This window comes from Pseudomonas sp. fls2-241-R2A-110, assembly GCF_030209165.1.
Classification (GTDB): domain Bacteria; phylum Pseudomonadota; class Gammaproteobacteria; order Pseudomonadales; family Pseudomonadaceae; genus Aquipseudomonas.
Window position 1 is genome coordinate 1 of sequence record NZ_JARVSN010000052.1, and the last position, 13,580, is coordinate 13,580.

Sequence of the window (13,580 nt, forward strand, 5' to 3'; positions counted from 1 at the left end):
CCTCACCACTCATCAGGTCGAGCGTTAGCTCGCCTTTAGCTTTTGATCTTGATCTGCCCCGTCGGAAGGCCGTACGTCAGGGGCGCATGCGCTTGGTTACTTAGCGCCGGGCCGCGCAGGCGCTTCCAAGTGACCCGCCGTCAGGGCGGAACCAATAGCCGCCGTTACCCCAAAAACGGATATGTACCCCAGCCCTGATTGTGGGGCAATCACTCATCCAGCCGCTCGGTATACACCACCCACACGCTGCACGGCATTTTGTACAACAGATGTTCCACCGTACTGCCGACAAACCGCCCCAGCCCGCGATGGCCGATGCGGCCCATGACCAGCACATCAATGTCAAAGGCATCGGCATAACGGGTCAGGACTTTGGTCGGGCTGCCCATGATCATGTGCCGTTGCCCAGGTGCGATGCCGTTGCGTTCGGCCAATTCGTTGAAGGCCTCTTCCTGGCAGTCGAACAGGGTCTTGGCCTTGCCCGATGAGAAATACCCCGAGCCTTTATCGAAGCCGAATTCGTCGGAGGTGATGGAGGAAAGGTCATAGGCGTAGACCACGTCCAGCTCGGCATTACAGGCGCTGGCCAGTTTCGAGGCTTCGTGAAGGATCCGGTCGTTAAAGGTTTTGTAGTGATCATCGCGATGGAAGGGGTCGATCGCCGCGACGATCTTGCGAGGCAGGGCATTAACGGCATGACTGACGAAATGCAGCGGCACCGGGCATTCGCGCAGCAGGTGCACGTCGAGCGGGGTAAACATCAACCGCGACAGCAGCGATTGGTGCTCCAGTGCCTTGATCAGCACGTCCATCGGCTGCTCTTTGAGGTGAATCAGAATCTCCTCCAGCGGGCGTTCGACCCACGCCACCTCGGTGGTGACGTTCACCCCGATCCTGCGCAAGGGGCGAGCCTGATCTTCAAGCCACTGGCGGTGGCGATCGACGTAGCCCAGGCGCATCTGTTCCAGGGCCTTTTCGTTGACCAGGCTGGCGGTCGCCAGGCCTTCCAGATAGTCGAACGCCACGATGTGCAGCGCCGCGTCTTCGGCCTTGGCCAGCGCCGCAGCCCGGTCGAAGGCGGGGCTGTGCTCCATCAGGGGCGAGGCGACCAGCATGAAGCGTGATTGTTCGGACATGACGAACCTCCCGGGGTAAGGAGACAGCGGTCACTGGTTGAACATCTGATCTTTAGTATTGACCAAGATCGCCAGCAAGCTCGTTGGCCTGCCTCAATCTCTGAAAACACTAAATCCCTGTGGGAGTGAGCCTGCTCGCGATAGCGGAGTGTCAGTCAACACCCATGTTGAATGATAAATCGCTATCGCGAGCAAGCCCGCTCCCTCAGGGATTTGTGTGTTGGCTTTAGCTAAACAACCTTGGCGCCCCGCGCCTCCAGCAGTTCGCGCAACACCGAACGGTGACAATGCGCCTCTTCCTCGCAGTAACAGCCGACGGCCAGCGAGGTTTGGTGGGAGAGGGCGGCCAGCAGGTCCAGCAGCTGGTGGGGGGCAGGGTGGTTCATTTCGGCCTTGAACTTGCGTCGGAAGGCCTCCCAGTCTTTTGCATCGACCGCCGCTTTGGCTTCGGCAACCAGTTCCGCGCTGGGCGACAGCAGCGGTTGCCAGACGTCGTAAAAATCACGGCTGGCAAACTCGGCCTTGGGCACGCCCCGGGGTGGACGGCGTACCGTGCCCAGACGCAGGCCTTCGTCAGGCGTGCGGGGCGAACCGAGTCGAACGATGTGGATAGCCATGGCGTTACTTGCTTCGCGATCCGTCAAACCACTCCAGCGCCGTGCGCCAGATGCAGATGCCCAGGAAATAGGCCGACATCAGCAACCAAAGGCCCATCACCAGCGGGTTGATGACCGGATGGTTGACCACCAGCGACAAGCTGCACAGCAGCCAGATGGCGGTGACGGCGATGTTGATCGGCATGAATTTGCGCACGCGGAACGGATGCAGGAACTTCATGCGCGTCACGGTCAACAAAGCCAGGCCGATGACAGTCAGTAAGGTGATCCACGGCGACGGCGCGATGATGTACAGGCACAGGGCAACCACGTTCCACGCGGCGGGGAAGCCCTGGAAGTAGTTGTCTTTGCTTTTCATGTTGACGTTGCAGAAGCAGAACAGCGACGAGACCAGAATCAGCGACACGGTCAGCAGCAGCGTGTAGTCCGGCAACGGGATGTAGCGATAGATGAACAGGGCGGGGATAAACACATACGTCAGGTAGTCGATCACCAGATCGAGGATCGAGCCATCGAAACTCGGCAGCACCGATTGCACATTGACCTTGCGCGCCAACGCGCCGTCCAGCCCGTCGACGATCAAGGCGACGCCCAGCCACAGCAGGCAGTTGGTCGCCTGGTTTTCCAGCAGCGCGAGGGTGGCGAGGAAGGCAGTGACTACGCCGGTGGCGGTAAAACCATGGGCGCCCCATGCTTTGAGCCTGGCGATGTGTAGGGTGGATATCACGGGGGCGTTCTCCAAAAAGTGAAGCAAGCCAGTCATCACCCTCTGTATCGAGGGCGGCGGCAAACCGGTTCGGTTGCAGGTATCGACCGGAAATCCGGGAATAAGGTTCACCGTCTGTGAATCTTAGCTGGATGGCGAAAAAATACCCCGGGTAAATCCAGGGTATTAACGAACCGGGTTCCTGTGTGTTTGATTTGCCTGTTCTATCGATATCACGTCAGCCAAACGGTTGTGGCGCATTTACAAGCGAGGTCTATCGTTGCCTGACTGGATCACTCCTACTTAGAGGACATTCGTCATGAACACCAGCGATCTGCTCGAACAACTACTGCGGGCCGGCCAGGGCTCGATGTCCCAACAGGGCGGCGGTGGCGCGGCGCCTCAAGGCGGGCTCGGCGGATTGCTGGGTGGTCTGTTGGGAGGCGGAGCCGGATCAGGCATGGCCGGTGGTGGCCTGGGTGGTTTGCTTGGTGGTTTGCTGGGTGGCGGTTCACCGATGGGTGGCTCTCCCCAGAGTCGATCCGGCGGCGGCACCAATTATGCGGCGCTGGCGTCCCTGGGCATGATGGCTTTTCAGGCGTATCAAGCGTGGCAACGCAACCAGGCCGCCGCGCCGCAGCAGGCACCACGCACGGTGGATTTGTTGTCAGGCCCGGAAATCGAGGACCACAGTCACGCGATCCTGCGCGCGTTGATTGCGGCGGCCAAGGCTGATGGCCGAATAGATGATGCCGAGAAGCAGATGATCAGCGCCGAAATCGGCCGCCATACCGATGACCCGCAATTGCAGCAATGGCTGGATGACGAAGTGGCCCGACCACTGGATGCCGCGGATGTGGCGCAATCGGCCACTGATCCTGGCATGGCGGCGGAGATGTACCTGGCCAGCGTGATGCTGGTGGACGATCAGCAGGATGCCGAGCGCAACTACCTGGATGAGCTGGCGGCGGCGCTGCACATTGATCCCGAGCTGCAAGTGCATCTGGAGCAACAGGCCAAGGGCGGCGCGGCCTGACCGATCGTCCCCGAAACCCGACCGACCATCCGAAGAAATGCCCGCTTTGCCCTGAACGCTAGAATTTATCAGGGGGATCCTTCAACGCGTCCTTACCAAGCGGGAGTACCACGATGAAAATCGTATCTTCGCTGGCGTTGGTGGTAGCAGTCGGGTGGATCTCTGGATGCTCAACCGTACCGGACAACCAGATCAGTACCGTTCCCCTGAACGCTACGCCCGTCAATGCCGGGAAAATCGCTCGACCGATCATGATGCCCGACGGCAATGCGACCGCATTCTGGTTCGCCGTCAGTGGCGAACCGAAGGGCAGCGCTGTTCCCGGCCGTTTGTTGGCCTACATCTATCAAGGAAGCTGTTCAAACCTGGGCGAGAAGCCGGCGTATGACCTGAACGACGGTCCGAACGCCCGGTTCTACTCGCAGGCGTCACTCCAGTACTTCTGGAAAAGCGCACCGGTCGCCATCGATACCCTTCGGTCCGGCGACTATGTGCTGGTGGTGCGTCAGAGCCCGGCCGATGGTCACCAGAATATTTTCTGCGGGGCCTTGAGCTGAGACGAACAGAAGCTGCCGCACCCTGCGGCAGCTTCTACCGGGCACCTCGGGACAAGCCCGTTTGTCAGCGGGATTTCAACGTCGATTGAATTTTTCTCCGGGCCGATTGCTCTGCTGATGTAGAGACGTGTTGGTTCAACGTCCTGCCACTGGCCTTAGACCGAGAGAAGCGCCCATGACTGCCCTGACACGACTCGACTCCCAGCCTGCCCACGAACACGCGATTTCCGTTGCCGGCAGCATGAAACAAACCTACGAACAGTTGTTGCTGAGCGACGATGTCGAGCAACAACGCGCGTTCGCCCAGGCCTTCCTGCGGGTACAGTTGCAACGCGCTGCGGACATGCCTGAAGAAATACCCCACGAGCTGTCGGCGCTGCAAGACTGGGTCGAGCAACACTGCGCCGACGTCGCTCGCCAATACGCCGACTATCTGCAAACGCGCAAGGACGGCGGTCCTCGGCAGTTCTTCAGCAACAAGGCCCATGCGCTGTTTTTCCTGCAAGCAGTGGCCCCGACAAAACTGGTCGACGGCGCATGGCTTTATGGCTTGTTGCGTCACTGGCGCGACCCGCGTTTCGAAGGGCTGATCTGCACTTACCTCGAAGAACTGGGCGACGGCAATCCGGCGCAGAATCACGTGGTGATCTACCGCAAACTGCTCGCCGAACATGGCTTGCAAGACAGCGGTGTGATCGCTGACGAGCATTACCTGCAAGGCGCGATACAACTGGCGTTGGGCGAATGCGGCGAGGAGTTTTTGCCCGAGGTGATCGGCTACAACCTGGGCTATGAACAGCTGCCGCTGCATTTGCTGATCAGCGCCTACGAACTGAGCGAGTTGGGCATCGATCCGTATTACTTCACGTTGCACGTGACCATCGACAATGCCAGCACCGGCCACGCGCACAAGGCGGTGCAAGCGGTGCTGGAGTTGTTGCCGCTGGAGGGCGATCGTGAAGACTTTCTGCGCCGGGTGGCGCTGGGTTATCGGCTGAACGATCTGGGGCAGGGCAGTCGCGCGATCATCGAGTCGTTCGACCTCGACACCGAGCTGCTCAGCATGCTTGAGCGCAAACGTCCTTTCGGCCAGCACATGCACTCCGACTATTGCCGGTTTGAAGGCCAGACCGTCAACCAATGGTTGTCCTCGCCAGAGCAATTGCCAGGTTTCCTCGACGCCCTGCAAAACAAGGGCTGGATCAAACGTCACCAGGACCCGCAAGACAGCCGTTTCTGGCAGTTGATCGACGGTGATGGCGCGGCGATGTTCGGGGTGTTCAGCCCCTATGAAAAACAGCTGCTGCATGACTGGATTGCCGGCGACTGGACACCCGAGCGTTCAGGCGCTGCGGTTCGAGCCGGCAAAAGTGCCGTCGCCGAAGCGCCTGTGCCGGTCAACGATCCGGATGTGCAGAGCCTGCAAGACTCGCTGGAGGGGCTTGATGCTGCCGAGCAGATGCAGGCGTTAATTGCGTGGCTGTCGCCTCGTCGACATGCTCATCCTGCAGGACTGATGGCGACGCGGCGGTTCATCGAACTGAAGTCCAGCCTTCGCTAAGGAGTTGCACATGAATCAGGAAGAACAACCGGACACGGCTGATCTTGCGCTGCTGCAGTTGGGCCGGCGTTTGCAGGCGGATGGCTACCGTTTTATTACCCCGACACCGCTGATGCATCAGCGGGTCAATCAGCGTGCTGAAGGGCAAAATGCCCAGAACCTGCGCGACGTGTTCGGCTGGTCGCGCGCCTTCGAACCCGGTCTGCTGTCGGTGGATGAGCAACGGCAATTGCAACAGGCCGGCGTGCTCGAAGAACACGAGGGCCGCTTGAAAAGCCGGGTGCGCTGGTCGAGCCTCGACGATTTGCTGTTTGTGCATTCGGGTTTCCCCACCGACGCGGCTGACGCGGTGTTCTTCGGCCCCGACACCTACCGTTTTGCGCAGTTGATTCATGCCCATCTGCAACAGAATTTCGCGCCGATCCGGCGCGCGGTGGACATCGGCTGCGGTGCCGGTGTCGGGGCCATTGTGATTGCCCGCGCACGCCGCGAGGCCGAAGTATTGGCCGTGGACATCAACCCGGCGGCGCTGCGTCTGACGGCGGTCAATGCGGCGCTTGCCGACGTGGCGAATGTCCGCGTCGAGACCAGCGATGTATTGCAGGGCGTCGACGGCCAATTCGACCTGATCGTCGCCAATCCACCCTATATGGCCGACCCCGCCGAACGCGCTTACCGACATGGTGGCGGCGCGTTCGGCGCACAACTGTCTTTGCGCATTGTCGAGCAAGCCTTGAATCGACTGGCGCCCGGTGGTTCCCTGGTGCTGTACACCGGGGTGGCGATGATCGACGGCCGCGATCCGTTTCTGCAAGCCCTGACCCCGTTCCTGGAGTCGCCACGGTTCGCCTGGACCTACCGCGAACTCGATCCCGACGTGTTCGGCGAAGAGTTGTTGACGGCGGGTTATCAACGGGTGGAGCGCATCGCGGTGGTCGCGCTGATCGTCACCCGCAGTGGCCCAGGCATTGGGGGAAGCGTTGAAGCAGCAGGTGCGCCATGAGCAAGAACCTGGAAGATTACAACCGCATGCGCGACTTTTCGGCCACCTCGGAACCGGCCGCCGGTAAACGTTCGGGCAAGAAAGCGGGGAAGGATCACGCGTTGCAGTTCTGCATCCAGAAGCACGATGCCTCGCGCCTGCATTACGACTTTCGCCTGGAACTCGATGGCGCGCTGAAGAGTTGGGCGGTGCCCAAGGGCCCGTCGCTGGACCCCAAGGTCAAGCGCCTGGCCGTGCATGTCGAAGACCATCCGATTGACTACGCAACGTTCGAGGGCAGTATCCCCGAAGGGCATTATGGCGCCGGTGACGTCATCGTCTGGGACCGTGGCGTGTGGATCCCCCAAGGTGATCCGGCCGAGTCATACGCCAAGGGCAAGCTCAAATTCGAGCTGCAAGGCGAGAAGCTCGGTGGGTTGTGGAACCTGGTGCGCACGCACATGCCGGGCAAGCAGGAACAATGGTTTCTGATCAAGCATCAGGACAACGCGGCAAAACCCGAGAGCGATTACGACGTGGTGGCCGCCGAGCCGGACAGCGTGCTCAGCGATCGGACCATCATCCCCACGAAGTCGAAAGCGCCGGATAAACCCAAACCGGTCAAGAAGCCCGCGCGCAAGGTCGCGACGAAAGCACCGTCGGCGCAACTCACCGGTGCGCACAAAGCCAAACTGCCCGACCTGCTCAAACCGGAACTGGCAACGCTGGTGGAGAAAGCTCCGGGCGGGCAGTGGAGTTACGAGATCAAGTTTGACGGCTACCGGATCATGGCGCGCATCGACCACGGCGAGGTAAAACTCCTCACCCGCAATGGCCACGACTGGACCCACAAGCTGCCCGCGCAAGCCGAGGCACTGGCCGCGCTGGGCCTTGAATCCGCTTGGCTGGACGGTGAAATGGTGGTCGTCAACGAGCAGGGCGTGCCGGACTTCCAGGCGCTGCAAAATGCATTCGAATCGGGTCGCAGCGGCGCCATCGTTTACTACCTGTTCGACATGCCCTACCTCAACGGCGTAGACCTATGCGAGGTGCCGGTCGAGGAGCGAAGAGTGGCGCTGGCGACCGTGCTCAATGCCAACAAGGACCCGCTGCTGCGTTTCTCTGAGACGCTTGCCGAGGAACCCGAAGCCTTGCTCAACAGCGCCTGTCAGGTGCAAATGGAGGGTCTGATCGGCAAGCGCCTGGGGTCGCCTTATGTGTCCCGGCGCAGCAGCGACTGGATCAAGCTCAAGTGCAAACATCGGCAGGAGTTTGTGGTGGTCGGCTATACCGATCCCAAAGGTTCGCGAAATGCCTTCGGCGCCTTGCTGCTGGGCTTGCATGACCGTGACAGCGGTGAGTTGCGCTACGCCGGCAAGGTCGGCACCGGGTTTAACGAGACCACGCTGAAAAGTATCCACGAACAACTCAAACCCTTACAGGTGAAAAAACCATCGGTGGTCAATCCGCCGACCGGATTTGACGCCAAGGGCGTGCACTGGCTCAAACCTGTGCTGCTGGCAGAAATCGCTTTCGCCGAGATGACCAAGGACGGTTCGGTGCGCCATGCGGTGTTCCATGGTTTGCGCGATGACAAACCGGCCGAAAACATCACCGAGGAGCGCGAGAAAGTGGTGAAGACTCAAGCGAAAAAAACGACCCCCGCTGCCGAAAAGAAAACCGCCCAGACCGCGCCGTCCCAGGCCGGACTGGCGGCGGGCATAGTTCGCATCACGCACCCGGACCGGGTGATCGACGCCAGCAGTGGCACCACCAAAGTGCAACTGGCCGAGTATTACGCCAGCGTCGCGCAGTGGATTCTGCCCGAACTCAAGGACCGCCCGGTGGCCTTGGTCCGGGCTCCGGACGGCATCACCGGCGACCTGTTCTTCCAGAAGAACGCCGAGCGCCTGGCCATCCCCGGGATCACCACGCTGGACAAGGCACTCACCGGCCAACCGGTGATGATCATCAACAACGCCGAAGCCCTGATCGGTGCCGTGCAGATGAGCACCGTCGAGTTGCACACCTGGAACGCCACCACGGACAACCTCGATAAACCGGATCGCTTCGTTCTCGACCTTGACCCGGACCCGGCGCTGCCCTGGAAAAGCATGGTCGAGGCGACTCAACTGACCCTGTCGGTCCTCGATGAACTGGGGCTCAAGGCCTTTCTTAAAACCAGTGGCGGCAAAGGCATTCACCTGGTGGTGCCGCTGACCCGCAAGCTGGGTTGGGACGAGGTGAAGGACTTCAGCCATGCCATCGTCAGTCACATGGCCAAGCTGTTGCCGGAGCGTTTTTCCGCGGTGTCGGGGCCGAAGAACCGGGTCGGGCGGATCTTCATCGATTACCTGCGTAACGGGCTCGGCGCGACCACCATTTGCGCTTACGCAGTGCGCACCCGCGAAGGGATGCCGGTGTCGATGCCGATCTTTCGTGACGAGGCGGGCGAGCTCAAGGGCGGCAATCAGTGGAACATCCACAACGCCCACGAACGCCTGGCGGACGTCGGTGATGAGCCGTGGGCCGATCTGAAGAAAACCCGGCAATCCATCACCGCCGACATGCGTCGCAGAGTCGGAATGAAAAAATAAACCGCGAGGCTGCGTAGGAGCTATGTAGGCGCTCCTACACAGCTCCTGCACAGGATTGTGTTACTTGATGAACGCCTGCAAATCGGTGCCCAGTTTGTCGATGGCTGCCTTGAAGTCCTTGGCGGTAATCTTCTGGCTGGCGTTTTCCAGGGTGCTGCCGAAGACTTTGCGCACGACCTTGGCCACGGTCTGATTGGTTTTGGCGTCGATGAACTCGGCTTCGATAAACAGTGTGGTGTCCTGATCGCGATGACCACTGGCAGCAGAAACACCGCCCACCACAGCGGCGACCGGAACCACTTCATACCACTTCATGCCTTCATTCTCGGCGGTAACCCCGGTAATCGCCGCGCGCATGATCAGGGTTTTCGAGCCTGGTTGTGGGCTGGTGACTACGCGGTATTTCTGACCGAGGATGGTTTTGGCTTTGGTGGTCATGTAGTTCTGGATGTCATCCAGGGTTTGCCGATTGACCCGTTCGTTGGGCTTTGGCGCCGGGTACAACTCCAGTCTGTTGAAAGCCACGGTGTCGTAGGCATTGGGGTTCCATGAAGGGCTCACCCAACGCATCGCGGTCTCACCGCTGGTGGTGGTGACTTCCTTCAGGTTGTTGTAGCTGGACAGGAAGCCTGAGTACTGGTCTTTTTCGGTGACTTTCGAGGTACACCCGCCAAGTAGCAGGCTGGCCAATGCAGCGCCAATGAACAATTTACGGGACAGGTTCATAGTGGTGTGTGCTCCATGGTTTGCATCGCGTTTACTCATTTCTGAGCATAGGTGGGTCTTGAGAATAGTCATCACCCAAAAAGGCGGCCGCCTTGATCATTCGCAACATAGTGCTTTTTATTTGGCCATTTCCGCTCGCGCCGCTGCGATCTTGGCTTTGACTGAATCCAGGTTGAAACTCGCGCCTTTTTGCATCGGCGGGAACTCAATCGCGGTTTCAGCCAGTTTGGCCACCTGTTGCTGGACGAACACAAAACGCCAGAACTGAAACTTGAACCAATCGAAATACTGCTGTGAACCTTGGGCGGCCTGGTTTTCCGGCCAACCCATGCGCTCGAACGGGTCAAGACGAAGGTTGGTCAGGATCGGCACATCGACCGCCAGTTTGGCGCCCATCCAGCCGCCAGGTTGATCGATGAAACGGTACTTGTAGTCATCGATGCGGACCGCACCCAGCGCACTTTCACCAAAGTAGAAGATTTCATGCCGGTTCGACGGGCCTTTGCCGGTGATCATTGGTGTCTGGTCGTAGCCGTCCAGGTGCACCTTGTAGGTCCTGTCGCCCAGTTGCTTGCCCTTGAGCAGTTCGTCCGTGATGTTCGGATTGCCCGCCGCCGCGACCAGGGTCGGGAACCAGTCCATGCCCGACATGATGCCGTTGGCCACGGTGTTTGCCGGTACTTTGCCCGGCCAGCGTACGATCGCCGGCACGCGGAAGCCACCTTCCATCACCGTGCCTTTGCCCATGGCAAATGGCGTGGTGCCGCCGTCCGGCCAAGTGAAGTTTTCCGCGCCGTTGTCGGTGGTGAAAATCACGATGGTGTTGTCGTCCATGCCGTCTTTTTTCAGCTTGGCCATGACGTCGCCGACGATGTCGTCGAGTTGCGCCATGCCGGCTTCCTGCTCCGACCAGCCGTTTTGTGCATTACGCATCGCTTCATATTTGTCAGCCAGGTGCGTGACGATGTGCATGCGGGTCGGGTTGAGCCAGACAAAGAACGGTTTGTTGTCGGTCTTGGCCTTGTCGATAAAGCTGAAAGCCTTGTCGCGAATTTCTTCGTCGACGGTTTTCATCCGGTCCGGATACAGCGTGCCGGCGTCTTCGATCTTCTGTTTGCCGACCTTGCCCCAGCGTGGCATCACCGTAGTGTCATCCGTTGCGGTGGCCCAGCTGTGAACCATGTTGCGCGGTCCGACGGTGGCCAGAAGCTCTTGCGGATAGTTGGGGTGCGCCGGGTCTTCCATGGCGTCGAGGTGATAGAGGTAGCCGAAGAACTCGTCAAAGCCATGCACGGTCGGCAGAAACTCGTTCAAGTCGCCCAAGTGGTTCTTGCCAAACTGACCCGTGGAGTAACCCATGGATTTGAGGGTGGTGGCGATGGTGACCGCTTCGGCGGGAATACCGATAGGAGAGCCGGCCTGGCCGACCGTGGTCATGCCCGTGCGGATCGGCAGTTCACCGGTAATGAAGTTGGCGCGTCCGGCGGTGCAACTGGCCTCGGCGTAATAGTCGGTGAAGCGCATACCTTCGGCGGCCAATTGGTCGAGGTTAGGGGTACGGCCGGCCATCATGCCCTGGTTGTAGACGCCGATATTGGACCAGCCAATGTCGTCGCCCATGATCACGACAATGTTTGGCGCTTTGTCGGCGGCGTGCGTGACCAAGGGTAGAGCTATTGCAGACAACAGAAGCGATGCCGTGAAGAGTCGGGAGAGCTTTGTCCGGTTCATGTCGAGATCCTGTGCTTGCGTTTGCACTCTGGGACGAACCCCCCGATCGTCTTGAAATATTGGATCCCCCGCGATCAGCGTAGATTTGAATGGACGAATTGCAAAAAAATACCCGTCATTTTCGGCACTTGTTTCATCAGGGTTACAGCCTGCAAATGAGGTGATAGGCAGGACGTTGTCGTCCAGCGGGTGGGGTGATTGGCGGGAAGAACATCAGAGGCGGCGAGTAGTACTCGCCACCCCGTGACGATTATTTGCCGACAACGGCCGCCAACAGCGGCGCCATCTGCGCATCGGTCAGCGCCGCGTGAACTTCCATCTTCATGAGGTCATTCCACTCCAGTACCCATTTCTGAACCTGTACCAGATCACTGGCCTCGGCGATGCCAAATCCGCTCGAACCACCGACCGCGTGCCAGCGTCCATGCATCTTGACGCCCTCAGGTGGAGCGCCTCCGGTCTTGAGGAAACGCTGGATTGCCGTGTTGCGATTTTCCGGGCTGATGGACCAACTGACGATGAATAACATTTGCCACCTCCTGCTACGGATTGGCACCTGTTGGAGTACGCCACCTGGCTGGCGCCGGGACCACGATGGCGCGCCTGTTTGCAGCTTTATGTCCCTTGTAGGCATAGCAGCGCGCAGCGGTGCGTGTACGACCGCTGATCCTCTTTAATGGCATTTTCGAGGACTGAGCAACGCCGTGGCCGGCGCCTGTTTCACCAGCGAAACATCGGCAGTGGCTTGAGTGGGGAGCGAAGAAATTGTCGCGCGGTTTGCCTGAGCAACATCCCGTGAAAGCCATGATTGGGGAACGTCGACTTCACCGTTTTGATCCAGGCCCGTGGCAGCCCGAACGTCAGCAGGCCCAGCGACACATCAATCACATCGGCACGCCGAAAAGGCTCGACGCTGAGGGCATGCTCGGCGGCGTAGGGGCGTATTTTGTGGTGTTCGAGGATCAGTGCCGCCACTTCGCTGTTCAAGTGCGACAGGTGTTGCTTGTCGAGATAGTCAGTGGCCAGGCGAACCGACGGTTCCAGGTAATCGATGGTTTGATCGGTCCAGATCCCCAGATCGTGAAACGCCCCCGCAATCTGCACGGCCTCTGACGGCAGGCCTTCGATGCCGCAGATTGCGCGATAGAAGTTCAGCACTCGGTAGATGTGATTGCGATAGCCCTGCAGGTCAGCGCCGATTGCCAGGGCGTACGAAGTCAGTATTTCGTCGGTGACGGGGAATTCGAGCAGGAGATTCATGGGGGCAGACCTCACGCATCGCGCAACAGGTCGTTGGCGTTGAGGATCTCGAACGCAATCTCCGGACGTTTTTCCAGGCTGCGGCGGATTGCGGCCGGGATCGACTGGCGGGTCTTGCGGCACAGTCCTGGCAATTCGCCGAGGGTAATGCCGATGCCGCGCATGGTGCGGACTTCGTTGAAGCTGGGGACGATGTCCACACGAATCCCCAGTTGTTCGTACATGCGATGTTGCACGCGCTCGAGGTCGGCCAGGCTTTGCAGGTTTTCCAGCCGTTCAAGCAGGCGCTTTTCTTCCTGGCGCGTCAGAAACAGGATGCGCACGTCCGCGCCCGGTGTTTCCAGCAACGGGTCACGCCCGCAGATGCAGGCGCCGGGCGGGCAGGGGGAGCGGATCGGAACAGAGGTCGTCATGGGCCCTAATCATAGAGCCCACCCAACCCGTTTGCCCATAGGTCAATCGTCACTCGGAAATATCAGCCCTTGATCGTTTGATCGTTCCCATGCTCCGCGTGGGAATGCATCCCGTGACGCTCCGCGTCACCCTTGCGCAAGACTTGAGCCTGGCGTCGACAGCGGAACGCAGAGCGTCCCTGGCGGCATTCCCACGCGGAGCATGGGAACGATCAACGGCAAGATCAACGGCATCGCGAGCAGGCTCACTCCCACCTA

Annotated in this window: 13 protein-coding genes; 5 read left to right on the forward strand and 8 right to left on the reverse strand. The window is 59.8% G+C overall.

Annotated features, from left to right (window positions below; translation table 11 throughout):
* Positions 1–209: 209 nt before the first annotated feature.
* From QRN31_RS31140 to pcsA, 3 genes are all read right to left on the reverse strand, one after another.
* The gene (locus tag QRN31_RS31140; RefSeq protein ID WP_285436751.1) at positions 210–1,136 is read right to left on the reverse strand and encodes a universal stress protein; all 927 of its coding nucleotides are present in this window, start codon (positions 1,134–1,136) and stop codon (positions 210–212) included.
* Between the two features lie 230 nt (positions 1,137–1,366).
* Entirely contained in the window at positions 1,367–1,753 is a 387-nt protein-coding gene (locus QRN31_RS31145; RefSeq protein ID WP_090182863.1) for a DUF488 domain-containing protein, read from the reverse strand.
* A 4-nt stretch (positions 1,754–1,757) separates the two neighbouring features.
* Positions 1,758–2,480: a phosphatidylcholine synthase gene (gene pcsA, locus QRN31_RS31150; protein ID WP_285436753.1), complete on the reverse strand. Its 723-nt coding sequence runs from the start codon at positions 2,478–2,480 to the stop codon at positions 1,758–1,760.
* A gap of 298 nt (positions 2,481–2,778) precedes the next feature.
* Here pcsA and QRN31_RS31155 point away from each other — a divergent pair, with 298 nt between their 5' ends.
* From QRN31_RS31155 to ligD, 5 genes are all read left to right on the forward strand, one after another.
* Positions 2,779–3,495, forward strand: a complete 717-nt coding sequence (locus tag QRN31_RS31155) for a tellurite resistance TerB family protein (protein ID WP_285436755.1) — start codon at positions 2,779–2,781, stop codon at positions 3,493–3,495.
* Between the two features lie 113 nt (positions 3,496–3,608).
* Positions 3,609–4,052, forward strand: a complete 444-nt coding sequence (locus QRN31_RS31160; RefSeq protein ID WP_285436756.1) for a hypothetical protein — start codon at positions 3,609–3,611, stop codon at positions 4,050–4,052.
* A gap of 175 nt (positions 4,053–4,227) precedes the next feature.
* Positions 4,228–5,613 (forward strand): iron-containing redox enzyme family protein, encoded by a 1,386-nt coding sequence (locus QRN31_RS31165; protein ID WP_285436758.1) that lies wholly within the window; start codon positions 4,228–4,230, stop codon positions 5,611–5,613.
* 10 nt (positions 5,614–5,623) lie between these two features.
* Positions 5,624–6,616 carry a methyltransferase gene (locus tag QRN31_RS31170; RefSeq protein WP_285436759.1) on the forward strand — a complete coding sequence of 331 codons (993 nt, stop codon included), beginning with the start codon at positions 5,624–5,626 and terminating at the stop codon, positions 6,614–6,616.
* The gene (gene ligD / locus QRN31_RS31175) at positions 6,613–9,192 is read left to right on the forward strand and encodes a DNA ligase D (RefSeq protein ID WP_285436760.1); all 2,580 of its coding nucleotides are present in this window, start codon (positions 6,613–6,615) and stop codon (positions 9,190–9,192) included. The genes QRN31_RS31170 and ligD overlap by 4 nt, the downstream gene beginning before the upstream one ends.
* A gap of 60 nt (positions 9,193–9,252) precedes the next feature.
* Here the strand turns inward: ligD and QRN31_RS31180 are convergent, their stop codons facing one another.
* The 5 genes from QRN31_RS31180 to QRN31_RS31200 form a co-directional block, all read right to left on the reverse strand.
* Positions 9,253–9,918 carry a DUF3313 domain-containing protein gene (locus QRN31_RS31180; protein ID WP_285436761.1) on the reverse strand — a complete coding sequence of 222 codons (666 nt, stop codon included), beginning with the start codon at positions 9,916–9,918 and terminating at the stop codon, positions 9,253–9,255.
* Between the two features lie 117 nt (positions 9,919–10,035).
* A complete protein-coding gene (locus QRN31_RS31185; RefSeq protein ID WP_285436763.1) occupies positions 10,036–11,649 on the reverse strand; it encodes an arylsulfatase in 1,614 nt (537 codons plus the stop codon).
* A 250-nt stretch (positions 11,650–11,899) separates the two neighbouring features.
* Positions 11,900–12,178: a DUF3303 domain-containing protein gene (locus QRN31_RS31190; RefSeq protein WP_285436765.1), complete on the reverse strand. Its 279-nt coding sequence runs from the start codon at positions 12,176–12,178 to the stop codon at positions 11,900–11,902.
* Positions 12,179–12,369: 191 nt separating this feature from the next.
* Positions 12,370–12,909, reverse strand: a complete 540-nt coding sequence (locus QRN31_RS31195) for an HD domain-containing protein (protein WP_285436767.1) — start codon at positions 12,907–12,909, stop codon at positions 12,370–12,372.
* A gap of 11 nt (positions 12,910–12,920) precedes the next feature.
* Positions 12,921–13,322 carry a hypothetical protein gene (locus QRN31_RS31200; RefSeq protein WP_285436768.1) on the reverse strand — a complete coding sequence of 134 codons (402 nt, stop codon included), beginning with the start codon at positions 13,320–13,322 and terminating at the stop codon, positions 12,921–12,923.
* Between the last annotated feature and the right edge of the window lie 258 nt (positions 13,323–13,580).